This window comes from Streptomyces sp. NPDC048275, from assembly GCF_040652275.1.
GTDB lineage: Bacteria > Actinomycetota > Actinomycetes > Streptomycetales > Streptomycetaceae > Streptomyces.
Genome location: NZ_JBEZLR010000010.1, coordinates 1 through 25,836 on the forward strand (window position 1 = coordinate 1; position 25,836 = coordinate 25,836).

Annotated in this window: 23 protein-coding genes and 4 pseudogenes; 12 read left to right on the forward strand and 15 right to left on the reverse strand. The window is 70.4% G+C overall.

Going from position 1 to position 25,836, the window contains the following annotated elements:
• Positions 1-268 precede the first annotated feature (268 nt).
• Positions 269-1,741, forward strand: a complete 1,473-nt coding sequence (locus AB0D57_RS08735) for a sialidase family protein (protein ID WP_362068943.1) — start codon at positions 269-271, stop codon at positions 1,739-1,741.
• A gap of 33 nt (positions 1,742-1,774) precedes the next feature.
• On the opposite strand, the pseudogene AB0D57_RS08740 reads toward AB0D57_RS08735, so the two are convergent.
• The 4 genes and pseudogenes from AB0D57_RS08740 to AB0D57_RS08755 all read right to left on the reverse strand — a co-directional run.
• Positions 1,775-2,188, reverse strand: a pseudogene (locus AB0D57_RS08740) (UTRA domain-containing protein); the annotation flags it as partial.
• 198 nt (positions 2,189-2,386) lie between these two features.
• The gene (locus AB0D57_RS08745) at positions 2,387-2,584 is read right to left on the reverse strand and encodes a hypothetical protein (RefSeq protein ID WP_362068946.1); all 198 of its coding nucleotides are present in this window, start codon (positions 2,582-2,584) and stop codon (positions 2,387-2,389) included.
• 196 nt (positions 2,585-2,780) lie between these two features.
• Entirely contained in the window at positions 2,781-5,825 is a 3,045-nt protein-coding gene (locus AB0D57_RS08750; RefSeq protein WP_362068949.1) for a VCBS repeat-containing protein, read from the reverse strand.
• Between the two features lie 449 nt (positions 5,826-6,274).
• Positions 6,275-6,442 (reverse strand): annotated as a pseudogene (locus tag AB0D57_RS08755) (helix-turn-helix domain-containing protein); the annotation flags it as partial.
• A gap of 609 nt (positions 6,443-7,051) precedes the next feature.
• On the opposite strand from AB0D57_RS08755, the gene AB0D57_RS08760 reads away from it, so the two are divergent.
• The gene (locus tag AB0D57_RS08760; RefSeq protein ID WP_362068952.1) at positions 7,052-7,462 is read left to right on the forward strand and encodes a hypothetical protein; all 411 of its coding nucleotides are present in this window, start codon (positions 7,052-7,054) and stop codon (positions 7,460-7,462) included.
• 794 nt (positions 7,463-8,256) lie between these two features.
• Positions 8,257-8,784 (forward strand): SMI1/KNR4 family protein, encoded by a 528-nt coding sequence (locus tag AB0D57_RS08765; protein WP_362068955.1) that lies wholly within the window; start codon positions 8,257-8,259, stop codon positions 8,782-8,784.
• A gap of 397 nt (positions 8,785-9,181) precedes the next feature.
• Here the strand turns inward: AB0D57_RS08765 and AB0D57_RS08770 are convergent, their stop codons facing one another.
• From AB0D57_RS08770 to AB0D57_RS08785, 4 genes are all read right to left on the reverse strand, one after another.
• Positions 9,182-9,406 (reverse strand): DUF4287 domain-containing protein, encoded by a 225-nt coding sequence (locus AB0D57_RS08770; RefSeq protein WP_362068958.1) that lies wholly within the window; start codon positions 9,404-9,406, stop codon positions 9,182-9,184.
• A gap of 118 nt (positions 9,407-9,524) precedes the next feature.
• Complete coding sequence (locus AB0D57_RS08775; protein ID WP_362068961.1) at positions 9,525-9,854, reverse strand: TfoX/Sxy family protein; 330 nt, start codon at positions 9,852-9,854, stop codon at positions 9,525-9,527.
• A gap of 7 nt (positions 9,855-9,861) precedes the next feature.
• Entirely contained in the window at positions 9,862-10,311 is a 450-nt protein-coding gene (locus tag AB0D57_RS08780; RefSeq protein WP_362068964.1) for an SRPBCC family protein, read from the reverse strand.
• 42 nt (positions 10,312-10,353) lie between these two features.
• On the reverse strand, positions 10,354-11,688 hold the full coding sequence (locus AB0D57_RS08785) for a hypothetical protein (protein WP_362068967.1): 1,335 nt from the start codon (positions 11,686-11,688) through the stop codon (positions 10,354-10,356).
• A 114-nt stretch (positions 11,689-11,802) separates the two neighbouring features.
• On the opposite strand from AB0D57_RS08785, the gene AB0D57_RS08790 reads away from it, so the two are divergent.
• Positions 11,803-13,089, forward strand: coding sequence for a molybdopterin-dependent oxidoreductase (locus AB0D57_RS08790; RefSeq protein ID WP_362068970.1), 1,287 nt, complete (start codon positions 11,803-11,805; stop codon positions 13,087-13,089).
• Positions 13,090-13,402: 313 nt separating this feature from the next.
• Here AB0D57_RS08790 and AB0D57_RS08795 read toward each other — a convergent pair whose 3' ends face one another.
• From AB0D57_RS08795 to AB0D57_RS08805, 3 genes are read right to left on the reverse strand one after another with little or no spacing between them, the layout of a single operon-like run.
• Positions 13,403-14,155, reverse strand: coding sequence for a methyltransferase domain-containing protein (locus AB0D57_RS08795; RefSeq protein WP_362068973.1), 753 nt, complete (start codon positions 14,153-14,155; stop codon positions 13,403-13,405).
• A complete protein-coding gene (locus AB0D57_RS08800) occupies positions 14,152-14,769 on the reverse strand; it encodes a DUF2064 domain-containing protein (RefSeq protein WP_362068977.1) in 618 nt (205 codons plus the stop codon). Before AB0D57_RS08800 ends, AB0D57_RS08795 begins: the two co-directional genes overlap by 4 nt.
• The gene (locus AB0D57_RS08805; protein ID WP_093912214.1) at positions 14,766-15,464 is read right to left on the reverse strand and encodes a glycosyltransferase family 2 protein; all 699 of its coding nucleotides are present in this window, start codon (positions 15,462-15,464) and stop codon (positions 14,766-14,768) included. The genes AB0D57_RS08800 and AB0D57_RS08805 overlap by 4 nt, the downstream gene beginning before the upstream one ends.
• A gap of 114 nt (positions 15,465-15,578) precedes the next feature.
• On the opposite strand from AB0D57_RS08805, the gene AB0D57_RS08810 reads away from it, so the two are divergent.
• Positions 15,579-16,298, forward strand: a complete 720-nt coding sequence (locus AB0D57_RS08810) for a response regulator transcription factor (RefSeq protein WP_362068982.1) — start codon at positions 15,579-15,581, stop codon at positions 16,296-16,298.
• Between the two features lie 2 nt (positions 16,299-16,300).
• On the forward strand, positions 16,301-17,413 hold the full coding sequence (locus AB0D57_RS08815) for a HAMP domain-containing sensor histidine kinase (protein ID WP_362068985.1): 1,113 nt from the start codon (positions 16,301-16,303) through the stop codon (positions 17,411-17,413).
• Positions 17,414-17,434: 21 nt separating this feature from the next.
• On the opposite strand, the gene AB0D57_RS08820 is transcribed toward AB0D57_RS08815, so the two are convergent.
• Positions 17,435-18,439 (reverse strand): NAD-dependent epimerase/dehydratase family protein, encoded by a 1,005-nt coding sequence (locus AB0D57_RS08820; RefSeq protein ID WP_362068988.1) that lies wholly within the window; start codon positions 18,437-18,439, stop codon positions 17,435-17,437.
• Positions 18,440-18,596: 157 nt separating this feature from the next.
• Here AB0D57_RS08820 and AB0D57_RS08825 point away from each other — a divergent pair, with 157 nt between their 5' ends.
• The 4 genes and pseudogenes from AB0D57_RS08825 to AB0D57_RS08840 all read left to right on the forward strand — a co-directional run bounded on the left by AB0D57_RS08825 (position 18,597) and on the right by AB0D57_RS08840 (position 21,501).
• Positions 18,597-19,322: a flavodoxin family protein gene (locus AB0D57_RS08825; RefSeq protein ID WP_362068991.1), complete on the forward strand. Its 726-nt coding sequence runs from the start codon at positions 18,597-18,599 to the stop codon at positions 19,320-19,322.
• Positions 19,321-19,407, forward strand: a pseudogene (locus tag AB0D57_RS08830) (ArsR family transcriptional regulator); the annotation flags it as partial. The gene AB0D57_RS08825 and the pseudogene AB0D57_RS08830, both read left to right, overlap by 2 nt.
• Before the next feature lie 331 nt (positions 19,408-19,738).
• The gene (gene nhaA / locus AB0D57_RS08835; protein ID WP_362068994.1) at positions 19,739-21,034 is read left to right on the forward strand and encodes a Na+/H+ antiporter NhaA; all 1,296 of its coding nucleotides are present in this window, start codon (positions 19,739-19,741) and stop codon (positions 21,032-21,034) included.
• Positions 21,031-21,501, forward strand: coding sequence for an STAS domain-containing protein (locus AB0D57_RS08840; RefSeq protein ID WP_362068997.1), 471 nt, complete (start codon positions 21,031-21,033; stop codon positions 21,499-21,501). Before nhaA ends, AB0D57_RS08840 begins: the two co-directional genes overlap by 4 nt.
• 132 nt (positions 21,502-21,633) lie before the next feature.
• On the opposite strand, the gene AB0D57_RS08845 is transcribed toward AB0D57_RS08840, so the two are convergent.
• From AB0D57_RS08845 to AB0D57_RS08855, 3 genes are read right to left on the reverse strand one after another with little or no spacing between them, the layout of a single operon-like run.
• Positions 21,634-22,119 (reverse strand): hypothetical protein, encoded by a 486-nt coding sequence (locus AB0D57_RS08845; protein WP_362069000.1) that lies wholly within the window; start codon positions 22,117-22,119, stop codon positions 21,634-21,636.
• Positions 22,038-23,642, reverse strand: coding sequence for an SPFH domain-containing protein (locus tag AB0D57_RS08850; RefSeq protein WP_362069003.1), 1,605 nt, complete (start codon positions 23,640-23,642; stop codon positions 22,038-22,040). Before AB0D57_RS08850 ends, AB0D57_RS08845 begins: the two co-directional genes overlap by 82 nt.
• A 60-nt stretch (positions 23,643-23,702) precedes the next feature.
• The gene (locus AB0D57_RS08855; protein WP_362069006.1) at positions 23,703-24,212 is read right to left on the reverse strand and encodes a hypothetical protein; all 510 of its coding nucleotides are present in this window, start codon (positions 24,210-24,212) and stop codon (positions 23,703-23,705) included.
• A gap of 158 nt (positions 24,213-24,370) precedes the next feature.
• On the opposite strand from AB0D57_RS08855, the pseudogene AB0D57_RS08860 reads away from it, so the two are divergent.
• Positions 24,371-24,499, forward strand: a pseudogene (locus tag AB0D57_RS08860) (cation:proton antiporter); the annotation flags it as partial.
• Positions 24,500-24,646: 147 nt separating this feature from the next.
• A complete protein-coding gene (locus AB0D57_RS08865) occupies positions 24,647-25,702 on the forward strand; it encodes a helix-turn-helix domain-containing protein (RefSeq protein WP_362069009.1) in 1,056 nt (351 codons plus the stop codon).
• Positions 25,703-25,836: the final 134 nt, after the last annotated feature.

A 25,836-nucleotide genomic window follows, 5' to 3' on the forward strand; every position in this document is an offset into this window, starting at 1 on the left:
CTCCTCCGCCTTGCAGCCGCACGCACCAAGCCCCGCTCACCGGCACCTACGAGGTGCCGGTGCTTCCCTGCAACCTGATCCGCCGGACAGGCCCTGGACGACCCCGGGGATGACTCCGTCGTTCGGCCCATCAAGGGCACCGGCTGCAACGCCGAAAAGGACCAAGCGGAGTTGCCCCACCCTCGCGTTCCGGTACGCCTCCGCGCCCCAGGCCGCCCCGATGACGGCGGTCCCGTACCCCGGCCGACAGGCCCGGAGGAGATCCCGCATGCGTGTCTTCCTGCCCCTGACCGCCGTCACCACCGCCGCGCTCCTGCTCGGCACGCTCACCGGCGCGACTCCCGCCGCAGCAGACCGGAACTCCGACGGCACACCACTGGTCAAGGTGTCCCACGGCGATCCGTACGCGAAGTGCACCATCGGAGCGAGGTCCCCCGACAGCATCGTCTACCCGGCCACCGAGGTCGAGCCGTACCTGTCCGTCGATCCGCGCGACCCCAAACGCGTGGTCACCGTGTTCCAGCAGGACCGCTGGAACGACGGCGGCGCCCGTGGCCTGGTGGCCGGCTGGACCACGGACGGCCACACCTTCCACCGGAGCACGCTGCCGTTCAGCCTGTGCGCCCCCGGCGGCGCGGACTACGAACGGGCCTCCGACCCCTGGGTGAGCACCGGACCGGACGGCACGGTCTACGCCGGCGGGGAGGGCGTCGACTTCACGAAGAGCACGCGCAGCGCCCTCCTGGCAGTCACATCCCGCGACGGCGGCCGCACTTGGCAGAACCTCACCACCACGCACGTCGACGAGCAGCCGTTTTTCAACGACAAGCCCTCACTCACCGCCGACCCGATCCGCAAGGGCACCGCCTACCAGGTCTGGAACCGCCTCGACAACGACCCACCCGGCCCCAGCTCCCTCGACGGTCCCGGCTACATCTCCCTCACCCGCGACGGCGGCCGCACCTGGAGCAAGGCCCGGCCGTTCGTCGACACCAGCACCGTGCCCAACACCCAGACCATCGGCCATCTGATCGTCGTCGACCGGCGCACCGGCACCCTGTACGACTTCTTCGACCGGATCACCTACTCCGACGACCTGAGCACCGTCGTCGAAGCCCGCTACGAGGTGGTCACCTCGACCGACGCCGGAGAGACCTGGAGCGCCCCGGTCACTGTGGCCCGGGACACCTCCGTACCGGAGGTCGACCCGAACGACCCCACCAAACTGCTGCGCGCCGCGGCCACCCTGCCGAGCCCGGCCGTCGACCCCAAGACAGGCACGCTGTACATGGCCTACGAGGGCTCGGACTTCTCCGGTGGAAAGTTCGACTCCGTGCAGCTTGTGCGGTCCACCGACGGCGGACGCACCTGGGGGACCCCGGAGTTGATCAGCCCCAAGGGCGTTCCGGCCTTCTCACCGTCGATCGCGGTCACCGAGCGGGGAACGGTCGCGCTCACTTACTACGACCTGCGCTTCCTCAAGCCCGGCAACACCACCACCCTGCCCACCGCCTACCAACTGGCCACGCTGCAGCACGGAAACCCGAAGCTCCGGACCGAACGACGGATCTCGCGGGTCTTCGACTGGCTGCAGGCGCCGTTCGCCGGGGGCTACTTCCTCGGCGACTACCAAGGCCTGGTGGCAGACGGCAAGGGAGTACGGGCGGTGCTCACCAAGACCCACTCCGGCGCACCACAGAACCGTACGGACGTGTACACCAGCAGTCTCCGCACCCGCTGACCGACGCGGACGCCGTCGGTCGCCCGCCCGCCAACGGTTGATCGGGATCTCATGGACGATCTCGCAATGAGCGACGGGCACCACGATGTCCGCCGTCTCCACGGGTCGCCCCTGGACGCTGTAGTACGTCCGCCGGATGTGCGTGACGAGCGCGGCCTTCTGGATGCCGAGCAGTGATGCCTCCTCGGCAGTCGCCTGCCTTGGCTCCGGCTGCTCCACGGCGTGGCTGACGGTGACCCCGATTACGGCCATGCGGTTCACCACGCCCGCCCCCGCGTGGGGCCCTCCCTCAGGGAGGACGACGAGAGTGCCGGCGGTGAGGTCGTACGGCTCCCAACTCGTCGACAGCTGCACTGGCCTGCCGTCCGCCAGGAACTCGTACGTCGTCCGGACACACAGCTCGCCCTCGGCGATTCCGAGCCGCGCCGCGATCTCCGCCGGAGAAGGTGCGGCCTACGGCCGCGCAAACCTTGGCAGCTCGCTGCGCTCGCGCGCGACGGCGTTCGGGAGCTCCCACCCGCCGCATGCTTCCGGGCCGACTCGGACCTGGCGTGCCCGACGGGTCGGCACAGTCCCTGCGACTCTCCCGGCCAGCTCGCGCGGGAGCGCCCCGCGGCGCGTGGCTGCGGGGCGCCTTGTGGGGTTTTAGTCGACCTTCTCCCCGTCGTGCGTACCGCCCTTGCAGAGGTTGTCCGTCAGATCGGCCGTTCCGCCGCCCTGCTTGCACTCGGAAGGGGTGACGTCGGATGGGGCAGCCTGTGCTGCGGTGGCGGCGCCTGTGAGGCCGAGTCCGGCGAGGGCTGCCGTGGCGATGACGGCGGCGAAGGTTCGTCGAATGCGCATGTGGTTCCCCTTTCACGGATTGCCTCGATTGGGGCACTTTGATCTTCACCCATGTGGGCGACGTCCGCAACCGGCCCATGCCAAGAGCCGTGTTGACCTGCGGAAGGCACCCGTCGGCACGCCCCGACCCAGGTGAGCTTGCGGGCTCTGGGGTCGGGGGGTGGGCACTCCCTCGGACGCGACCTGTCACAGGTGGTCAGTACAGGGCCTTGTATCCCTGCCAGCCGGCGGCGATCCCGGTGCGGGGACCGAATGAGCCCTTGCCGTCGCCGTTGTTGCGCCACAGCTTGCCGGAGGTGTCGCGGGAGACGATGTCCGCCCTCCCGTCCCCGGTGATGTCGCCGACGCCCACCACGACGTTGTAGGAGGCACCCCAGTTGTCGGCCACCTTGACCCGTGCCTTGAAGCCGCCGGTCGCCGCGCCCGCGTACCGCCACAGCTTGTTCGATGTGTCCTGCGCCAGCAGGTCTCCGTACCCGTCACCGTTGAGGTCGCCGACGCCGATGATCTTCTTGTAACCGGACCACTTGGAGAAGACCTTCACCCGTGCCGAGAGCTTTCCGCTGCTTGTGGCCTTGTACAGGTAGATGTCACTGGTGGACGCCTGGCGGGCGATCAGGTCCGCCCGGCCGTCACCGGTGATGTCGCCCGGTGAGGTCAGCACGTTGTACTGGTTCCAGCCCGACGTTCCCAGCGTGGTGTACGGCGTGGATGTCGTCAGCGCTTTGCCGCACCCCGGGCGGTATGCCCGCAGCGCACCGCTGCTGAGCCGCACGAGCACGTCGTTGCAGCGGTCGCCGTTCAGGTCTCCGAACGGCACCACCGTGGTCGACGCCGGCCAGCCCGAAGCCGAGGTCTTCGTCGAGAACTTCCCGGCGCCGTCGCCCCGGTGGAAGGAGAGCGCACCCTGGGAGGTGAGCGTGAGCAGGTCACCGATGCCGTCGGACCCGACATGGTCGCGTCTCACCGCGGCACCGCCGGTCAGCTTCAGCGAGCCGGACGCCGTCGCCGACGCACCGTGCTGGTCGGCCGGGGCCACCGTCAGCGTCCAGTTGTACGTGCCGTTCGGCACATACGCGCCCGTCGACGTCCTGCCGTTCCACGACGCATGGACCGCGTCGTGCGCGGCGCCACCGGACAGCGTCCGCACGGTGGCCCCGGTCGCCTTGTTCCTGAGCACCAGCGTCCACGAGGCGGCCGTCTTCGACAGCCACCATGTGCCGTCCCACGAGGACGCCGAGTCCACCAGGCTGACCGAAGGTTCCGTCCTCGCTCCCAGGACCGCGATGTCCGTGGCGGGGATACCGCTCCGTACGACATGGATGTCCTGGGAGGCCGGGTCCACGTAACCGACCAGGCCGGTGTACGGATCGACGTCCCACTTTCCGGCCTTGGCCGCCAGGGTCCGGCTCACCGCGGAGCCGCTCGTGACGTCCGTGAGGGTCAGCGCCCCGGATCCGGAGTCACGCGTGACCAGGAAGCCGTCGCCCAGGTGCTTCTCTCCCCCGGTGGGCACGGCGATGAGCGTCTTCCTACGGGTGTCGTACACAAAGGCCTTCTGCACGCTGCCCTGGGGAAGATCGCACGAGCCGGACCAGTACACCCAGCGTCCCACCGCCTGGAAGTCGCCCACTCCGCAGCCGCTGCCGACCACCCGGAACGACGTGATCGTGTTGCCCGAACGCACCTCCGTGGCCGTGACACCGCCGTCCCTGGCCGCCGTCCACAGCGTCTCCCCCCACAGGGCGGAGGGGACCGCACCGGCCGCGCCCGTGCGGGTGAGCACGACCTTCCGTGTGTCCAGATCCGCCACCATCAGGCCGTCTCCCGCGGGCGAGGGCCCACGCCAGGCCGCATACCGGCCCTCGACGTCCACGAGGCCATGGTCGTCCCGGAGGCCGGAGGTCAACACGGTGCCGGGAAGGGACTGCCCCCGGTCCAGGACGGAGACCTCCCCGGCCGTGTTCCGGATGACCGCCCGGCCGTCACCCGTACCCGACAGGTCGGGACAGTCCCCGTAGTCCCCGGCCATGACCCCGCACCTCGGGGTCGCTCCCCGGTCCGTGCGCGTGCCCGCCGTCAGGGTCCCCGCCGTGGCCAGCGACCGGCTGTACAGGTGCGTCGCCCCGTCGCCGGACTCGTAGGTCGTCAGCTCGCCGCCGCTCAGATCGAGCGACTCGATCCCCATGGGCACGGCCGGAAGGTCCACGATCCGGCGGGCCCGGGGCATACCGTCGGCCCCCGCTTCGACCTTGGCGATGCCGTAGTCCAGAGAGGACTCTCCGCCGGCGAGGACCAGGCCGCCGTCGGGGGTCACGACGGCAGCGAGATCCGCCCGCTCGACCAGGGGCAGCTCTGCGGAGCCGTCGAAGGGCAGCGCTGACACGCTCCAGACGGAGGAGTCGCTGCGCCGCGCGACGACGAGCGCGTCACCGACGACGCCGAGGATCTTGTTGTCGGAGGTGTGGGGGAACGCGACCTCGTGCGCGGGCGCGTCGTAGGCACCCTTGGCGTACACCCGTACCCGGGACGTGTCGTACCAGTTGACCAGGTAGTCGGATCCCACCACGGTGTCCATGTTCGCCACCTGTGGAGGCAGGATCGTGGCGGCACCGGTCTCCGCATCCACCCAGGCGTACTGGAAGACCCGGTCCGGGCCGTAGTAGTTGACGAGGATGCCAGAGGCGGAACCCCTGGGAAAGAAGGGGAAGACCGTCCCGTCCGGGAGTCCGGTCACGGGCTTCTGCACCGTGCTGCCGTTCTCGTTGTGCAGCAGGAACAGCCGAGTCCGTTCCCCACCCGTCGACGTGCTGGTCAGGACCGTACGTCCGTACGTCTGCAGATAGCTCTGGCCCGCCGGGACGGCCACGGTCTCCGTCGTACCGGTTCCCATGTCCCGGAGCAGGACTTGCCCACCACTGCTCTGGGACGGGCGAAGGGCGACGACGTCCGAACCGGTGCCGTACGCACCCGCAGTGCGCGGCGCGAGTCCCTCGCCGCCTTCCACCGGCTTTCGGCTGCCGTCGTAGCTGGTCCACCAGAGGCCGGAACCCTCGGCGGTGGAGCGGTACTCAAGGAAGCCGGAGGCCCCCGCGCTCTGCAGATACGCCGGGCGCGGAGTCGTGCGCATGGTGGCCGGAACGATGGTCTCCGTCGCGGTATCCGCGTGCGCGGGCGCCACCAGCGGCACGGCGGACATAGAGAGCGCCAACCCGATGAGCGTGGCAAGAGAGCCACGCATGAAGGTATGACGAGTCACTTGGTTCCCCTCCCCAACGGAGGGCCCCATCCCCCCGAACAAGCGGGCGGATACTAGCATTCTTTCAAGACGGATGACCTTGCCGAGCCGGTTGGCCGGCCCGTGTGCGGACGGCGGGGCCCGCCCGCGCGTACAAGCCGCGGAGTTCGACGGGCTGACGGCCTCCGACCGCGCCGCGTTGGGCTACTACGCGCCCGACGGGGTTGAAACGGTACGGATCTGGCGTACGTGGGAGGACGGGGACGATCGGATCCCTGGTCAGGCCCTGGCGTACCCGCCGTTCGACGAAATCAGGCGGCATCGTCGAGCAGCTCCTGCCACTGGGCGATCTGGTCACGGGTTTCGCCCGTGCCGGTGCGGATGGTGCGCGGGCGAGGCGGCCGATGCAGGCGAGGACAGCGGCGACTTCGCGTCGGCCCAAAGGCGGGTTGCTCCGTTCCGGTCGGTTCGTCGAGGGCGGCGAGCAGGGCGGCCGTGTACTCCTCGGAGCGCGTCATGCCAGGGGTCCTGGTGGGCGTACCTCTGGGCAGGGCGTAGAGGGTCGGGCGGCCTGGGGTGGGGGTGTGTTCCCGGGCGATCCAGGTGCGCCAGTCGGCAGCGGCTGGTCCCTTCCGGCCACCGGCCTGGGCTGGGCGCTGAGGCGGTGCCACGGTCATCAGCCGGGTCCTCCGAAGTAGACACACCTGTGCTCTGCCGCCCAGCGTGAACTGTCTCTTCGCGTACGCGACTTGGACCCACCCCCGAAGACCCTCCAATTGGGCCCTCGACTTAGGGCACGCAGAGGGCGCGCCACCCCCAAATTGGACTAGACAATAAACAAACCCCAGGCCACTGACCTGGGGTTTCTCTCTGGAGCGGGTGACGAGAATCGAACTCGCACTCTCAGCTTGGGAAGCTGGGGCACTCTGGGGTCAGTTGGTGGGCTGAACTGGGCGAACGGCTGAGGCGTGGCCCTGTGGGGCTCGGTTGCTTTCACCGTGAGTCCCCGCCGTTCCCCGCTCGATCTGGTGCGGTTGTGGTGCGGCTGTTTCAGAGAGCGGATGGCGCGGCGTTCAGTGTTCGCGGAGGCCGCATTCGGCCGCGTACAGGGTTGATCCCGGGATGATCCTGGTCGGTGTTTGCTTGAGTTGGAGGCACGCGGCGCCGGACGAGTCGGCCATCAGGGCTTCGATACATACCGTCGCAGCAGGTTGGACGAAGGACGGCACGTGCAGTTCGGCCTCAGCCGACGGTGGGAGCGGCGTGCCTTCGAGTATGGCGATGGTCGTGAGAGTGCCGTCGGGTTGGAGCTCCGTCTCCTCGATGGTCAACTGCCAGTGATGCTCTGCTTCTGCGAGGAGTTGCCTGCCGAAACGTCCGTGGGCGCGAAGGACAGCGTGACGGCCGCGGATGCGCCGCGCTATGGCGCAGCAGAGTGGGACGTTGGTGCCGTGGGGGGTGTCCACCCGATTGTGGCCGACGGGCGGCAGGGAGCACAGTGCGTCAAAGAGGAGGCCGAGAGCTGCGTCTTTGATGCGCGACCGTCGGCCGTGCTCGACAAGATTGAGCAGGATAGGGGTGGCCGCGTAGGCGGCCGGGATCTGTCGCTGAGTCCCGTGTCGTACCGCGATTCCCCGTGAGACCCCGTCCGTTCTGGCACGAGAGTGGCACGGCCCGCGGACCTTGCCATTTGCCGCAAGTCGATGACAGCCGGCCTCGGTCGCTTCGGTTGCTGTACTTCTCTGCTGTACCGCAGAGCTGAAACCTGTCGCGTTCGTCGTCGAGTAGCGCATCGGCTCAGCCAGCACCTCGGGCTATTGGTTCTCTTCAGCTACTGCTCTCCGCCCCTCTGCGTCGGAACAAGAGTCGGGTGCCGCGCATGAAGAGGATGAACACCGTTCGGACGGCCATGAACACAGTGGTGAGGGCGAGCGCACGGGCAATCACCTCAGAGATCGTGATCCAAGGATCGGGTACGTCAAGGAGTTGTGAGACCTCTGCGATCGCTACGACCAGCCCGAACATGAACGGCAACCATTCCCAGTGAGTCCGTGAGCGCCACCTCACTGCGGCCTGGCGCCTGTGCCGCCACCGACGAGTTACCAGGCTGAGGATGACGCTCAGGACAATCATCGAAGCAGGCGCCCATAGATCCCCCCAGTGCACGGTGAGCTGCACGGCTTCTCCCCCTTGCGGCCTTGGCCTGCCTATACGGGCGGTGAGCGTATCGCGCGATCGGCGGAGCGACTTTGGGCGGGAGCTGCCATGGGGCGAGTGATCATTGCCCCGTAAGCTTCCGGCGAGTCGGGCAGTCTGTGGACCTGCTGATGCTCGACGCGCTCGGCCACGGGAGGTGTTCGGTCGGCGGTGGGGCAGATCAGCAGACGTGGTGCCTCCGAGCCTCAGTGTCAGTGGTGGTCGCTAGCGTGACCGCGTGACTCTTACCGACGATCGGCGATTCCCTGAGGCCCTCGCCGCCGCACTCGTGCTCCCGTTCGACTATGACGACGGCAACGGTGTGGACTTCGAGCCATTCCCGGCCTTCCTGTCCATCGAAGAGACCACCGACTGGTTCCGCGCCTGGACGGGCAACGCGGAGTTGAACGGCGACTGCTTCCGTGTGTTCGGCCAGGACGGCACCGGCGGATACGCGGCCTTCTGGCTCATCCGGCCGAACCGCCCGCTCATCGACCAGCCCGTGGTCTTCCTTGGTTCCGAGGGCGAGATCGGTGTCGTGGCTCGTGACCTGGGTGCCTTCTTGTGGCTGCTAGCCGGGGGATACGGCCCATGGGAAGCAGCCACTTCATACGAACCCGACTGGACCCCGCGCCACAACCAGGAACTAACGGCTGTCGCCGAACGATTCGCGGCCGACCACAAGCAGTCGGCGGCTGCCGTCGTTAAGCAAGCGACCCAAGAGTTCCCACACTTCGATGACACCATCATGGAGCTCTGCCGCTGACCGGCCTCACATACGGCCGTACGTTGCTGGCTGCCAACTTAGACATCCCGAACCCAGGGTTTGAAGACGAGTGAGCAGGCCGGGAGTTCGCTGCCCTGACGGTGAGCGAGTGGCACGAAGAGCACGGGTCCCGCACCGCTGATGACCGTGGTTGTCCGCCCTTACGGGCACGCTGTGGGCACGCGGTTCTCCCGGAGGCGCGGAGAGCCCTTGCAGGTGACTTGCGGCTGCTCCAGGTCTGGAAGCGAGTGGTGGTGGCAATGGCGTCATTGCAGGCGCACACCGAGGAGAACTCAGCGGCGCACGAGCAACTCAGGAGATGACCGCTGACCGCAGCCGCATTGAGCGCGTGTTACCCGGCCACCTGGCTGCGGCAGACCGTATGCGGCTGCGCGCCTCACTCGCCGGTGTGCTCCGCGAGCGTGTGGGCGACGAGTGCGTTGGCGTGGCCGTGGCCCAGCCCGTGTTCGGACTTCAGCCAGTTGACCAGCTCTATGTGCCGGGTCAGCGGCGAGGAGCGGATGAGGTCCTGCCAGTCCGTGATCGGGCGGCCGTACTTCTTCTCGATGGAGGGGAAGTAGCTCGCGGGGCCCTTCACGGCGGTGGTCGAGGTGGTGGTCATGGCGGTGGTGTCTCCCGTCTGGTCCGGTGCAGTCCGTTGTATGACCGATGGCCGCGCCTGAAGTCGTCGGCAGTCGAAGGTGTGCTGCGTCATATGCTGCGCATGCCGTGCCTGTGCCTCACTTGGGCGGCAGGCCCGCCGCGAACGCGCGTCCCTCGTCGACCCAGGTGCCGAGCGCCTCGTCCTCCGCGACCGAGGTGCCCTCCACCACGACCCAGCCGCGCATCGGACGGCCGGTCATGTCGAAGATCCTTGCCTCCGGCCGCGCCAGCGCCGTGTCCGTCGCCTCCGGGCCGACCCTGACCATGAGGTCGTCGCCGGTGACGCCGACGGCCATGTTGCCGCGGTACAGAAACGCGAGCCCGCCGAACATCGTTTTCTCGCTGATCTCCGGGTCCGTGCCCAGCCGTTCCCGGATCCGCTCGGCTAGTCCTTCGTCGTACGCCATCGCCGTCTCACCCCTGTTCCACAAGCCGTGTATGCAGGTCGCGCAGGTCCTTGGCGAGGTTGCCCCGCACCTGGCGGGCGAGCAGGGGGGCGGCCAGGCGGTAGAAGCCACCGCTCCCGCCGCGGACGCGGATGTGGGCGAGGGTGCCGTCGGCGTGGGGCTCGAAGGTGTAGGTGACGTGCATCGGCATCGGGCCCGCCACCGAGACCATGTCCAGCAGCCCGGGCGGGTCGTATGCGGCGACTCGCAGCACGTAGTCGATGCGGCGGCCCAGGAAGTGCGCCGTGCGGGTGACGTCCGCCCCTACGCCGAAGCCCCCGCCGTCCGCCTCCCGCGTCAGCTCGGCCGTACGGATGCCTTGGGTCCAGTCGGCGTCGTGCCGCCAGTCCATTGCGTACGCGGCCACACTCTCGCGCGGCAGCGGGATCACGCGCTCGGCCGTCACGTCGATCGTCATGTCTCCACCTTCCGCTTCCACCTTCCTCGCTGCCGCCTGGCGTCACCACCCGGTGCGCAGCAGATGGTTGAGGAGGAGTGCGAGTACCGCCTGGGCGGCCAGCCAGGCGCGGGGTCGGGTGAGGAACGCGCAGGCCGGCAGTAGCCACACCGCGAAGGGGAGCCAGATGCGTTCCGTCTCGGCCTTGCTCATGCCGGACAGGTCGGCCGCCAGGAGAGCGAGGAGGGCCGCGGACACGAGGAGGGCGAGGCGGACGTGCTCGGGGGGTTCGGTGCGCCGCCGGAGCAGCACGGCGGCACCCGTCCGCCGCAGCCCCGGTGCTGTCGCCAGGCCCGTGATCAGGACCGCGCAGGCGAGGTTCGCCCATACCCAGTAGCCGTACGGGCGGATGCCGCCCACGCCCTGGTAGTAGCGCGTGACGAGGAGGCGGTACGCCTCCCACCAGTCGAACCCGGCGAGGGTGAAGGCCGTTGGCACGACGGCCAGACCGGCGAGCAGCGTCACGAGCAGCATGGGCCGTTCCCGGACGCGTCGTCGGCCGAGCAGTAGCACCGCCGCGCCGATGAGGGCGACGAGGGTGAGGCCGTACGAGAGGTAGCAGGTGAGCCCGAAGAGGAGTCCGGCCGCTGCCGCCCACCACGACGACCTTCCGCTGACCGCGAGTGCCAGTAGCGCCACGGCCCACGCCGCGACCGCCGCGAAGTACGCGTCGGCCGAGGTGCCCATCCACACCGCGGCGGGGGCCAGGAGCAGGAAGGGCGCCGCTCGTCGCGCGAGGCTCTCATCGGCCAGTGCCCGTACCGCGACCAGCACGGCCACGCATGCCGTGGCGCCGACGGCGATGCACCACACCCCGGCCCAGCCGCCGCCCCGCAGGCCGATCCGGTCGAGGAGGACGAAGGTGAGGGTCGCCGCCGGAGGGTGCCCGGCGACATGGGCGGGCCAGTTGTCGGGGGAGCCGATGAGGATGTGCTGGGTGAAGTCCCGCAGGGTGGCCGGGATGTCGTCGAAGCGGTCGATGACCTGAAGGTATTCGTGGCGGGTAGTGAGCCGGCCGGCGATGCCCCGCTGCCAGCCGTCGATCAGGGCGAGGGAGGCGATCCAGGCCGTTGCCGTTGCCCAGGCCGTCGCGAGCAGGGCCCGCCAGGGCAGTCGGGCGGCGAGGGCGGGGCCGTACGCCACCACGGCCGCCGCCACGAGGACGGCGGCCGGGGTGCCGGGGCCGACGTGTGGGTCCCAAGTGGCGAACAACGGTGGCCAGTTGACGAACAGGATGTGGTGGGAGTGCTGGATGTGCCGTCCGACCAGTACGGCCGCCGTGACGAGGAGGGCGGCGGCCAGGGCGGCGTACAGATCGCGGAGGAGGGGGCGGGTCACATCCGCACGCTAGGCCGGGCGATGGGTTGAAGTACCTCCGTCCGGGCCGGATGTCAGCGTTTCGTCATGGGTCGCGGAGCCGTTCCGGGGGTGTGTCGGACCTACGGTCGAGCCATGACACGGTCTCCTTCCTCGCCGGGTTTCTGGCGCAGCCCCCTACGCGGCCCGTGGCTGACCTCGGTGCTGGGCGTCGTCCTGCTCGGCGGGATCACGGTGTTGTTCGTGACGGGGCTGGTGTCCTACGCCGCCTACAACCCGAACCTGTCGCCGGTGAACGACAAGACCCCGGACAAGGGGATCCTCGGCTTCTACCTCTTCTCCTGGCCCACCGACCCGCACTGGCTGTACCGGCTGAACCAGGGTGTTCACGTCACGCTCGGCATCACGCTGGTCCCCGTGCTGCTGGCCAAGCTGTGGTCGGTGATCCCGAGGCTGTTCGCGCTGCCGCCGGCCCGCTCGCTCGCGCACGCCCTTGAGCGGATCTCGCTGCTGTTGCTGGTCGGAGGTGCGCTGTTCGAGTTCGTGACGGGCGTGCTCAACATCCAGCTGGACTACATCTTCCCGGGGTCCTTCTACACCCTGCACTTCTACGGGGCGTGGGTGTTCTTCGCCGCGTTCGTCGCCCACGCCGTCCTGAAGACTCCGGCGGCTGTACGGAACCTGCGCCGCCTCGGGGAGGAGGAACCGTCGGATCCGGTCCCGTCCGATCCGGTCCCGTCCGATCCGGTCCCTTCTGATCCGGTCCCGTCCGATCTGGTCTCCCCGCGCCCGGATCCGCCGACCGTCTCGCGGCGCGGTGCCCTGTGGTTCGTCGGGGGCGGCACGCTGCTGCTGTTCGCGACCACGGTCGGGCAGAGCTTCGACGGGCTGCTGCGGCGCACCGCCCTGCTGGCCCCGCACGGCGGAGCCGACCCGGGCAGCGGCCCGAACGGCTTCCAGATCAACAAGACGGCCCGGTACGCAGGAATCGACGCGGCGGAGACGACCGAGGACGCCTGGCGCCTCGTCGTGACCGGACGCACGGGCACCGTCCGCCTGAGCCGGGCCCAGCTGGCCCGCCTTCCCCTGCACAGCGCGGCGTTGCCCATCGCCTGCGTCGAGGGCTGGTCGACGTCCGACCAGTGGTGGCGCGGGGTGCGGCTGCGCGACCTCGCCGCGCTCGTCGGGTACGTCGACGATCCGCCGGACGTGCTCGTCGAGTCCCTCCAGCGGCGCGGAGCCTTCCGCCGTGCCGCCCTGCGGGCCAACCAGGTCGACGACCCACGCTCCCTGCTCGCGCTGTACGTCAACGGCGAGGACCTGTCCCCCGACCACGGCTTCCCGGCGCGGATCATCGTGCCCGCGGCGCCCGGCGTGCTGAACACCAAGTGGGTGGCCCGTATGACGTTCGGAGACCTGTGATGCGACCGAGGATTCCCGTCGGAAGTTCGTTCCAGCTTCTGCTGCTCGCCGCGTCGTTCGCCCTCGCCGGCTACGCGGGCGTGCGCCTCCTCGCCGACGACTGGTTCGCGGTGGCGGTGTGGTTCGTGGGGGCGGCGCTGCTGCACGACCTCGTCCTGCTGCCGCTGTACGCGGTGGCGGACCGGGCCGTCGTACGGGGGCTCGGTGCGGCCGGGCACAGGGAGTGGGCGATGTACGTCCGTGTCCCGGCAGCGTTGTCCGGCCTGCTCCTGCTGGTGTGGTTCCCGCTGATCAGCGGGATGGTGGACCGGCGTTACCGCCTGGGCACGGGACTGTCTCCGGAGGGCTTCCTGGCCCGCTGGCTGCTGATCACCGCCGTGCTCTTCGGGGCCTCGGCGCTGCTGCTGGCGCTGCGGCTGCGCAGGGCGACGAAGCAGCGGCCGTCGGCCGTCCACTGACCGACAGCCCTCCACCTCGTGCGGCGGGCGTGCCGCAGCAGGGCCGGGGTGCCGAGCCGTGCCCAGGGGAACGTGCCGTCCGATCCGCAGCCGTGGGGGACGTCCACGACCTGCACTTCGACACGCTCGTCGATGTCCACCGGCGCGGTCTCGGCGATCAGCAGACCGCCGGGGGAGAGAAGCCCGGCCACCCGCCTCAGCAGGGCGCGCGGATCGCCGCCGATGCCGACGTTGCCGTCCATCAGCAGCACGGTGCCCCAGCGGCCCTCGCCGGGCAGGGAGTCGAAGACGGAGCGCCGCAGTGCCTGGCCTCCCAGCCGTACGGCGTGGTGGACGGCGGTCTCGCTGACGTCGATGCCGAGGACGGTCCGGCCGCGCGCGGCGAGTTCCGCGACCAGCCGCCCGGGGCCGCAGCCGACGTCCAGCACGGTGCCCTCGCACCGGTTGAGTACGTCCAGGTCGACCGGGTCGGCATGCGCGCACCAGCGTTCGACGTCGAGCGGTAGCAGCCATCCGTCGGCGCGGCGCAGAAACAGCGGGCCGCGACCGGCCTGGAGGGCGGTGGCGTACGGGTCGGCGGCGGCCCAGGCGGCAGGCGTCGTGGTCATGGGCGCGTCGCCGCCCGGCACCGGGCCAGCCGTGCCGCGAAGGTCCCGTGCGGGGCGAGTGCGGCGACGGCGTGGGCGTCGGCGGCCGTGTCGACGTCCCGCAGGCGGGGCAGGTCCCGTACGCGCAGCCCCGCGCGCACGAGCCGCTCCCGTTGTACGGCGCCGGTGACCGGCGTCGACATGGGCACGCCCCGGAGCAGGGCGGGGTCGGGCTCTGCCAACCCGAGGGCCCAGAAGCCGCCGTCCTCGGCCGGACCGAAGTACGCGTCGCAGTCCGCGAAGTCGACGGTGAGCAGCTTGGGCGTCACCTGGGGAGTGTCCATGCCGATCAGCAGGGCGGGGCCGTCGCACCCGGCGAAGGCGGCTGCGAGCCGTTCGTCGAGACCGCCCGTGCACTGCCGTACGACGTCGAAACCGGGCGGAAGCCAGGGACCGGGAGTGCCGTCCAGTACGAGGACGTGGCGGGCGGCGGGCGTGGCGGCCACGGTCCGCAGGGTGTCGGCGAGGGCGGCCTCGGCGAGGGCCGCGGCTTCCGAGGGAGTGAACGGCGGAGTGAGCCGGGTCTTGACCCGGCCCGGCACAGGCTCCTTGGCGATGACGAGGAGGGTGGTCACTGGGCCGTCCTCTCGCGTACGGGTGTTTCGTTCAGCACGCGGCTCATGTCCCGTACCGCCTGCCAGGTGCCGCGCCAGGTGCCCGTCACCTTCGAGGCGCCGGCGCGGGGCAGGTAGGGCACGTCGTGCTCGGCGATGCGCCAGCCCGCGTCGGCGGCGTGCACCACCATCTGGAGCGGGTAGCCGCTGCGCCGGTCGGTGAGGTCGAGGGCGAGCAGGGGCTCTCGGCGGGCGGCGCGCAGGGGTCCGAGGTCGTGCAGGCGCAGACCGGTGCGGCGGCGCAGCAGCAGGGCGAGCGCAAGGTTGCCGGCCCTGGCGTGCGGAGGCCATGCGCCGCGGCTCTGCGGCCGCCTGCGGCCGAGCACCAGGTCGGCCGCGCCGGAGCGGACCTCACGAACGAAGGGTTCCAGCCGGCCCGGGTCGAGGGAGGCGTCGCAGTCACAGAAGCACACGAACTCGGCGGTGGCCGCCGTCAGCCCCGCGTGGCAGGCCGCGCCGAAACCCCGCCGGGGCTCGTGCACGACGGTCGCCCCGAGCGATCGGGCGACATCCGCCGATCCGTCCGTGGAGCCGTTGTCCACGACCAGGGCCCGCCAGCCGGCCGGAATCCGGGCCAGGACCCAGGGGAGGGCCTCGGCCTCATTCAGGCAGGGGAGCACGACATCTACATCCGCGTCGGTGGTCACGGCTCTCACCCTACGAAGAGGATTCGGACATATCGGTCCTTCGCTCCTTACGAAACGCGGACGTCGGAGCCCCGGGAGCCGACCGAAGCCGCACAGAGGCGGGCCCGGTGCGAGGCTGGGGGCATGCAGCAGTCGTACGAGGTCACAGGGCAGGCCGGGCGGATCCTGGTGGTTGACGACGACCCCACGGTCGCGGAGGTCGTCGCCGGTTACCTGGACCGGGCCGGATACACCGTGGACAGGGCCGACGACGGTCCGGCAGCCCTGACCCGGGCCGCCGCGCACTGGCCGGACCTGGTGGTGCTGGACCTGATGCTGCCCGGCATGGACGGCCTGGAGGTGTGCCGGAGGATGCGCGGCCACGGGCCCGTGCCGGTCATCATGCTCACCGCGCGCGGTGACGAGGACGACCGCATCCTCGGTCTGGAGGTCGGCGCCGACGACTACGTCACCAAGCCGTTCAGCCCGCGCGAACTGGTCCTCAGGGTGGAGTCGGTGCTGCGCCGCGCACGGCCCGGCGCGGGCACGCGCGTGCTGAGCGCGGCTGGCCTGACCGTCGACCCGGCCGCCCGCCGCGCCACCAAGAACGGCACCGAACTCGCCCTCACCCTCCGGGAGTTCGACCTCCTCGCCTTCTTCCTGCGCCATCAGGGACGGGCGTACGGCCGCGAGGACCTGATGTGCGAGGTGTGGGGCTGGGACTTCGGCGACCTGTCCACGGTCACCGTTCACGTCCGCCGACTGCGCGGCAAGGTCGAGGACGACCCGGCCCGGCCGCGGCTGATCCAGACGGTGTGGGGCGTGGGCTACCGCTTCGAACCCGACGGCGGGAAGGAGGACTGACCGTGCGCGACACCCTCCTCATCGCCCTGTACGCCTTTGCCGGCTCCGGCGTCACCGGCCTGGCCGGAGCCGGTGCGCTGCGCCTGCTGCGCCGCCGCTCGCTCACCGCGTCGCTCACCGTGGTCGCGGCGGTCGGAGTGGTCGCCATGCTCGCGGGCACGCTCGCCGTCGCCTGGGCGATGTTCCTGTCGCCGCACGACCTCACCGTGGTGACGACCGTGGTGGCGATGGCGGCCGTGGTCTCTCTCGCGACCGCGCTACTGCTGGGCCGCTGGGTCGTCGCCCGCAGCCGCGAACTCGCCGCCGCTGCCCGCTCGTTCGGCGACGGCGGCGACTTCGCCGCGCCCGACGGCCCGGCCACCGCCGAACTGGAGTCACTCAGCCGGGAGTTGGCGGCGACCAGCGCCAAGCTCGCCGAGTCCCGCGACCGGGAACGCGCGCTGGAGACCTCCCGCCGCGAACTGGTCGCCTGGATCTCCCACGACCTGCGCACCCCGCTGGCCGGCCTGCGTGCCATGTCCGAGGCTCTGGAGGACGGGGTCGCCGCCGACCCCGACCGCTACCTGAGGCAGATCCGCACCGAGGTCGAACGCCTCAACGGCATGGTCGGCGACCTCTTCGAACTCTCCCGCATCCACGCGGGCACGCTGCCGCTGTCGTACGCCCGCGTCTCGCTCTACGACCTGATCGGCGACGCCCTCGCGGGCGCTGACCCGCTCGCCCGCGAGCACGGCGTACGGCTGGTCGGCGACGACGTGGACGCCGTTCCGGTCGAGGTCGACGGCAAGGAGATGAGCCGCGTCCTGGGCAACCTGCTGGTCAACGCCATCCGCCGCACCCCGGCCGACGGTACGGTCGCGGTGGCCGCCGAGCGCTCGCCCGAAGGCGTGGTCGTGTCCGTGACGGACGGCTGCGGCGGCATCCCCGAGGAGGATCTGCCGCGGGTCTTCGACACCGGCTGGCGAGGCACGCATGCCCGGACGCCCCCGGCGGGCGCGGGCCTGGGCCTCGCCATCGTGCGGGGCATCGTGGAGGCCCACCACGGGCGGGCCACCGTACGCAACATCCCGGGCGGATGCCGCTTCGAGGTGGTGCTGCCCGCCGCCGCTTCCTGAACACGGGCAGCACCACCGGTCCTACGCCCACCGCATCCCGGCACGCGCGAACTCCGCCATGCCCTCCTCGAAACCGACCTGGGGCTTCCAGCCGAACTCGGCTCGCAGCCGTGCGGAGTCCGCGGTGATGTGCCGGACGTCCCCGAGCCGGTATTCGCCGGTGACGACGGGCTCGGGTCCCCCGCATGCGTCCGCGAGCGCCCGCGCCATCTTGCCCACGGTGTGCGGCTCACCGCTGCCCGTGTTGTACGTCGTCAGTGCCCCGCTCGGCGCCTCGGCCGCCTCCAGCGCGGCCACGTTGGCGGCGGCGACGTCCCGCACATGCACGAAGTCCCGCCGTTGACGGCCGTCCTCGAAGACACGGGGCGCCTCGCCCCGGGCGAGTGCGGACCGGAAGAAGGAGGCGACCCCGGCGTACGGGGTGTCGCGGGGCATCCGGGGCCCGTACACGTTGTGGTAACGCAGCGACACCGCCGAGCAGCCCGTCGACCGGGCCCAGGCGGCGGCCAGGTGCTCCTGCGCGAGCTTGGTCGTGGCGTACACGTTCCGCGGATCGACCGGCGCGTCCTCCCCGACCAGCCCGGGAGCCAGTGCTTCCCCGCACACCGGGCACGGCGGCTCGAACCGCCCCGCGTCCAGATCGGCGACGTCCCGCGGCCCCGGCCGCACCACCCCGTGCCGCCGGCACTCGTAGCGCCCCTCCCCGTACACGACCATCGACCCGGCCAGCACGAGACGCCGAACGCCCGCTTCGGCCATCGCGGCGAGCAGCACGGCGGTGCCCAGGTCGTTGCGCGAGACGTACTCCGCCGCGTCGACGAACCCGTTGCCGAGCCCGACCATGGCCGCCTGGTGGCAGACGGCGTCGACGCCGGCCAGCGCGCGGGCGACCGCCGCCGGGTCGCGCACATCGGCGCCGGGATCCGCCCGGACGTCGTACACGACGGGCTCGTGCCCGTGGGCCGTGAGCGCCTCGACGACATGGGACCCGATGAACCCGGCACCGCCGGTGACCAGTACACGCATACGGCCACGCTAGATCCGCGACGGTGCCGCGCACCCGTGACCGGCCCGGCACGTCATCACTCCGTAAGACGCCGAAGGCGCGTCGGAAGAGGACAAAACGGTACCTTCGCGAGACGCTGCCGTACGCGCCCCGCCCCCGCCGCCCAGGGAGACCGTCATGGCAACGTCGCCTGCCCCCTCCTACCGCTTCGACGACCTCACCGCCCTGTTCATCAACTGCACGCTCAAACCGTCCCCGCAGCTCAGCCATACCCAGGGACTGATCGACAAGAGCGCGGCGGTCATGATGGAGCGCGGGGTCACCACATCCGAGATCCGGGCCGTCGACCACGACATCGCCCCCGGCGTGTATCCGGACATGACCGAGCACGGCTTCGCGGCCGACGAGTGGCCCGCGCTGTACGAGCAGGTGATGGCGGCGGACATCCTGGTCCTGGCCGGCCCGATCTGGCTGGGCGACAACAGCTCCGTCACCAAGAAGGTCATCGAGCGGCTCTACGCCTGCTCCTCGCTGCTCAACTCCCAGGGCCAGTACGCCTACTACGGCCGCGTCGGAGGCTGTCTGATCACCGGAAACGAGGACGGTGTGAAGCACTGCGCGATGAACGTCCTCTACAGCCTCCAGCACCTCGGCTACACGATCCCGCCCCAGGCCGACGCTGGCTGGATCGGCGCGGTCGGCCCCGGACCCTCGTACCTCGACCCCGGATCGGGCGGCCCGGCCAACGACTTCACCAACCGCAACACCGCCTTCATGACCTGGAACCTGATGCACCTGGCGGCCCTGCTCAAGCGCTCGGGCGGCGTCCCCGCCCACGGCAACCAGCGCTCCGAATGGGACGCGGGCTGCCGTGCCGACGCGGCCAACCCCGAACACCGCTGAGACGCTGAAGGAGGCCGGCCTGCTCACCTCCGGGCGGCGCGGCACATGGGTGCACCACCGGGTCGAGCCGTCGGTCCCCGCGGCGCCGCGGGCAACGGCACCGTCCATCAAGTCAAGGCAACCCAGGCACCAGCGATCCAGGGCGGTGGCGGCCGGCGATCACGCGCAAGCGATCAAGCCGGCGGCGAAGATGCCGGCGTGGGCGGTGGAGGCGCGACCGATGCTCTCGTTGCGCTGCGTAACGGCGTCTGACGTTGCGCTGACTGACGCACCACGCACAGGGCCGACTGGGCAGCACGGTCCGGCCACGGATAGGGTGTAAAGAACGCGTCAAGATGGCGCGGGGTGTGCCGGGAAGTCTGGTCGGCGTCCGTAGGGCCGTGTGCCCTTTGCCGACACCCCGGAGGTTCGCCGCCTTGGCCGCCAACCCGCCCCGTACCCCGTTCCTCGGTCTTCTTTCCTGGCCCGAACGGCAGGCTGTGGCCAGGGCCCTGCGTACCGAGACGGTGGGCGGCCTGGTCCTGCTGGTCGCCGCCATAGCGGCGCTCGTGTGGGCGAACACCCCTTTCAGCAGCACCTACTTCACCATCCGCGACTTCCACTTCGGGATACCCGCGCTGGGGTTGGACCTGTCGGTCGGCCACTGGACCTCTGACGGGCTGCTGACGGTGTTCTTCCTGGTCGCCGGGATCGAACTGAAGCGGGAGCTGGTGGTCGGCTCACTTCGCACCCCGGCCACGGCCGTGCTGCCGGTCATCGCCGCATTGTGCGGCATGGTGATACCCGCCGCCTTGTACGCGGTCACTGTCACGGCCGGGGCGGGCAGCATGGACGGCTGGGCAGTGCCCATGGCCACCGACATCGCTTTCGCCCTGGCCGTCCTGGCTGTCATCTCCACCCATCTCCCGACCGCCCTGCGAGCCTTCCTGCTGACCCTCGCGGTCGTCGACGACCTCGGCGCGATCCTGGTCATCGCCATCTTCTTCACCTCCGACCTCAACTACTGGGCCCTGGCCGGAGCGTTCGCGGGACTGGGCGTCTTCTACGTCCTGCAGCGCCTGCGCGTGCGGGGCTGGTGGTGGTACGTGCCCCTGGGTGTGACGGTCTGGGCGCTGATGTGCAACGGCGGTGTCCATGCCACTGTCGCAGGGGTCGCCATGGGACTGATTCTGCGCACCACCCGCGACGGGGGCGAACGGAAATCCCCCGGGGAACGCACCGGGCATCTGCTGCACCCCGTCTCCGCCGGGATCTGTGTTCCACTGTTCGCGTTGTTCGCAGCCGGGGTCAGCGTCTCCGGAGACGCGCTGGCCAAGGTGTTGACCACGCCCGAACCCCTCGGAGTCATCGTCGGCCTCGTGGTGGGCAAGATCCTCGGCATCTTCGCCGGCACCTACCTCGCCGCACGCTTCACCCGCGCCCAACTCAACCCGGACCTGGCCTGGGCCGACATCTTCGGCCTGGCGACACTGGCCGGAATCGGCTTCACCGTCGCCCTGCTCATCGGCGAACTCGCCTTCCCGGGCACCGCCGTCGGCGAGCACATCAAGGTCGCCGTCCTGATCGCGTCGCTCACCGCCGCCGTGCTTGCCACCCTGTTGCTGCGCCGCAGGAACAGCGTCTACCGGCGTCTGTACGAGGAGGAAAACGTCGACGAGGACGCCGACGGCATCCCCGACATCTACCAGCGCACCGAAGGCAGCAGCACATGACCCCGCCACTGCCACCCGCCCGCCTGCTCATCGCAGCAGCTTGGCTGCTTGCTTGCGCCCTGGCCACCGCGGCCGCCATCAACTTCATGCCGGTATGGGCCAAGATCCTGTGCCTGATCGCTGCCGTCACGGCTCTGCGCGTCGCCGCGAAGGCCGTCTGGTCGGTAGCGCGTCCTGCCTCTCAGCAAGCCTCGCAGGGGCCGCTCGTCGTCCACCTGCGCGGAGAGATCACTGCGGCTACCGCGGGCAAGACGACGCAACGGCTGACGGACGTCCTTGCTACCCGGCCAATTGACATGTTCAGGGTCGAACTCCTCACCAACGACGGCGCGACGGCCTTCCTTACAGCGGCCCGCATTGCTCACAAGCAGGGCACCGAGATCGCCGTCCGCAACGCCAACCCTCAAGCGCGCGCCACCCTGCATGTCCTCGGCCTGGACCGAGTCCAGCAGTACCACGACGAATAGATGCCGTTCTCTGCGGGTTCCGGTGCCGGCCACCTGCCGGTGTCCGGCACCGGAACCATCCGTGGTGCTCCCCGCAACCGATGATGCGTCGCCGCAGCGGACCTGCGCATTGCCGGTTCCCGGCAGAGTTCATCAGGGTCTGCATGCCGGTGGCGTCAAGAAAGCGTCAAGGCTGCATCCGGCATGGAGGAGGGCGGGGTGGGCGAGTCGGACACGGCGACGCAGTTTTTGGACGGCTACGCCGAGATCCTCGCCGCTGTCGCCGCCACCGGGCGTCGTCTGACCCGGGACGAACTCCACGCGCGCCGCGTCCTTGGCGAGCAGGCGGCGGAGCACGGGCACAGCCTGCGCAGTCTCGTACTCAGCCACCTGACCGCCACCCGTTCCGCCTGGCCCGGCACTGCGGGTTCGGCCGACAGCGTCCTGGCCGCCGTGGAACAAGCCGTCGACGCCTTCGCCGAAGGGTATGAACGGGCCCAGCGCCTCGCCGTACGGGAAGAGGAAGCCGCGCGGCGGGAGTTCATCGACGACCTCCTCTACGGCCGCAGCGACCTGGGCCGGCTGGCCGAACGCGCCGAACGCGCCGAACGCTTCGGCCTCGTACTGTCCCGGGCCCACGCCGTCGCCGTGGCCGAGGGGCATGCGGCATACGACGACACCGCACCGGTCGCCGAGGCACGCCGCGTGACGCCCTTGAACAGTTCGGCGAGGTCGACGCCCGTGGTGGAGCTGAGGAGTTCCAGGCCCTGGGCGACGTTGTCCGCGACCGCGCGCGGGAGGCGGCCGGCGCCGTCGGTGGAGATGACGGTCATCTTGTCCACCGCGCTCAGCGGCTCGGACGCCTTGGCCACAACCTGCGGCAGAACCTCGACGAGCATCTGCAGGATCGCCGCGTCGCCGTACTGCCCGAACGCGTCGGCCTTCTTCCGCATCGCCCCGGCCTCGGCCGCGCCCTTCGCACCGATCGCCGCCGCCTCGGCCTCACCCTCCAGCCGTACGGCCTCCGCAATCGCGGCACGCCGGGACCGCTCGGCCTCACCCTGCTTCAGGCCCTCGACAGCCTCCGCCTCGGCGAGTGCGCTACGGCGCTGCTTCTCACCCTCACCGGTCAGCCGGGCCCGCTCGGCCTCCGCCTGCGCGGCCGCGATGCCCGCCGACTTCTCCGCCTCGGCCTGCTTGACCCGCGCCACGCGCTTGGCCTCGGCCTCCTGCTCGGCGGCATAGCGCTGGGCGTCGGCGGGCTTGCGCACCTGGGTGTCCAGCTGGCGGTCGGTCAGGGCGGCTTGCCGCTCGGCGACCTTCTCCTGCTCGGCGAGGATGTCCTGCTGCCGGGCAGCCTCAGCCAGCGGACCGGCCGCCGCAGCGCGAGCGGCGGCCTCGTCGGTCTCGGCCTTGATCTCGGCCTGCTTGAGGTAGAAAGTCCGCTGCGCGACCGCGATCTCCTCCTCGGCCTTCAGCCGCGCCTGCTCGGCCGCCCGCCGGGCCACGGCCTCGGCGATGTCGGCCTCCTGCTTGGCGCGTGCGGCCTCGGGGCGGCCGAGGTCCTCCAGGTAGGAGCCCTCGGTGGTGATGTCCTGGATCTGGAAGGCGTCCAGGACCAGGCCCTGCCCGGAAAGGCTCGCCTCCGCCTCCTCCGCCACCTGCCCCGCGAACGCCGCCCGGTCGCGGATGACGTCCTCCACCGACATCCGGCCGACGATCGCCCGCAGGGCGCCGGACAGCACCTCCTGGGTGAACCCGACGATGCCGTCCTGCTGCATCAGGAACCGCTGCGCGGCGGCGCGGATCGAGTCCTCCGTGCCGCCCACCTTGACGATCGCAACGCCGTCCAGGTTCGCCTTCACGCCGCGCAGGGTGACCGCGCCGCGCACGGCCACCGGGATGTGCCGGGAGGACAGGTCGAGGGTGAACTTCTGCTGTACGAACGGCACGACGAAGACACCGCCACCGACCACGACCTTCTGGCCGCTGTTGTCGGTGAAGACCCGCCCGGTCTCCGGATCCGTGGCCTTCTTGCCGCGTCGGCCGGTGACGATGAACGCCTCGCTCGGTCCGGCCACCTTGTAGCGAGTGATGACGACGAGTGCCAGCAGCACGAGGAGTACGACGACTCCCATCACTGCGACGACGACAGGACTCATGGCAATGCCCCCGAATCAAACGTGAGGAAAAGAAGGAAAAGACAGATGAGGTGAGGCGGCTCAGCGATCCACCGGGCGGACCACGACCGATGTGGCGGTCGGCGCCGACTCCACCCACACCTGGGCGCCCCGCGCCATCGGCTCGGCACAGCGGGCCGCGAACTTCACGGGCTGACCCGCGAGTTGGAGCAGTACCTCACCGAAGCCGTCAGCGGGGATGGCAGTCACCACGTTTCCTGCGGTGCCCACGAGGTCGTCGCCGCCCGGCGTGACGGCCGTCTGGTCGCGCATGAGGACACGGCCGAAGCGGTACGTCAGCCATGCCGTCCCCAGTCCGGCAAGCACGCCGGCACCGGTGGCCGCCGCGGGACCCATGCCTGTGGTGCCCAGGGCGATGGCCCCGCCGAAGCCGCTCATCGCCACGAATCCGGCAACGACCGGCAGCGACAGCAGTCCGTCGAGGGCTCCGTCCAGGACCCCGTCCAGCGCTCCCTCCAGGACCCCGTCGAAGACCAGCGACAAGGCGAGCAGCACGACCCCCGTGATGCCGAGTCCGAGGAACCAGGCCATGCGTACCGTCCCCCTCTCGCCCCGTCGCCGGTCTCCGGCTTGGCAGGATCCTCACATGAAGCGGCGGAGGGGTTCATTGCCGCATTCCGGCAATATTTACGCGTCTTTGATGCCGTAGGCCGACGCCCTCACCCCTTACGAGGTAGGGATGCCGTTGTGGCACCTGGACCATCGTCATCCTGGGACTCACAGTCGGCGTCGAGCCGCGCATCGTTCCCCTGGCCACCGCGTACGTCCTGATCCTCGTCGTCGGACCGCTCACCGCATGCTGCACCGAGCCGTTGGCCCGCTGACTCACCTGCCGGTCCACCGCCCCGACACAGGTCGCCCTGGTGGACGCGGAGCGAGTAGAACCCGTACATGTGAACGACTGATCCTGGGACCAGACGGCCCGCGGGCCGAAGACCAGGCACACCGGACAGGGGGAGGCGCACATGACCGCACACGACACACCCGGCCAGTTCCTCGACGGGTACGCCGAGATCCTGGCGGATGCCGCCTCCACCGGCCGCCGCCTTACTCGCGACGAACTCGACTCGCGCCGCGAACTGGGCGCGCAAGCTGCTGCATCGGGCCACGGATGGCGCGTGCTGGTGGGCGAACACCTCGCCACCGCCCGCGCCGCCTGGCCACGCACAGCAAGCCCCGACGACGTCCTGTCCGTCATCGCACAGGCCATGGACGCCTTCGCCGACGGATACGAGCGCGCCCAGCGTCTCGTCATACGGCAGGAGGAAGCGGCCAGACGCGAGTTCATCGACGACCTGCTTCATGGCCGCGGCGACCCTGGTCATCTCGCCGCTCGTGCCGAACGGTTCGGGCTGCGTCTGTCCCGTGTCCACGCCGTGGCGGTCGCCGAGGGCCCCGCCAAGTACGACGAGACTGACCCCGCGCCCCGCAGGGTCGAGGACGCCCTGTTCGGCCGCTTCGAGAACCGCCGGATACTGTTCACCACCAAGGACGGCCGGATGGTCTGCATCGCCCCCGGCGACCAGGACGACGTCCTCACCCACTTCGCCAAACAGGCCCACGCCGCCACCGACGGCGGCCAGGTCGCGATCGGCCGCCCCAGGGACGGCGCTGTGGGGATCGGGCACAGCTATGAAGAAGCCCTCAACGCCCTCGACGTCGCCCAGCGCATGGGCTTCGGCGACCCCGTGCTGCACGCCGCCGACTTGCTGGTCTTCCCTGTCCTGGCCCGCGACCGGCAGGCCCTTCTGGACCTCGTACGCAGCACCCTCAGCCCTCTGGAACAGGCCCGCGGCGGAGCCCGCCCGCTCCTCGACACCTTGACCGCCTACTTCGACTCCGGCTGCGTGGCCGCCGAAACCGCCCGCCGACTGGCGCTGAGCGTGCGGGCCCTCACCTACCGCCTGGACCGCATCCACACCCTGACCGGCGCGAACCCCACCGACCCGACGCAGCGTTACACCCTGCAGACCGCGGTTATCGGTGCCCGCCTGCTCAACTGGCCGACCAGACCTCTGTGAATCCAGCGGCCCGTCAAGGCAGACCTCTCCACACGGACGTCCGGTCGGGGAACGAGTGGGACGAATCCACGTCCTGGGTCCGCGCCGGCGGAGCGGTCGGCGCCCTCATGGTGGGCCACCCCCCTCCGGTGGCG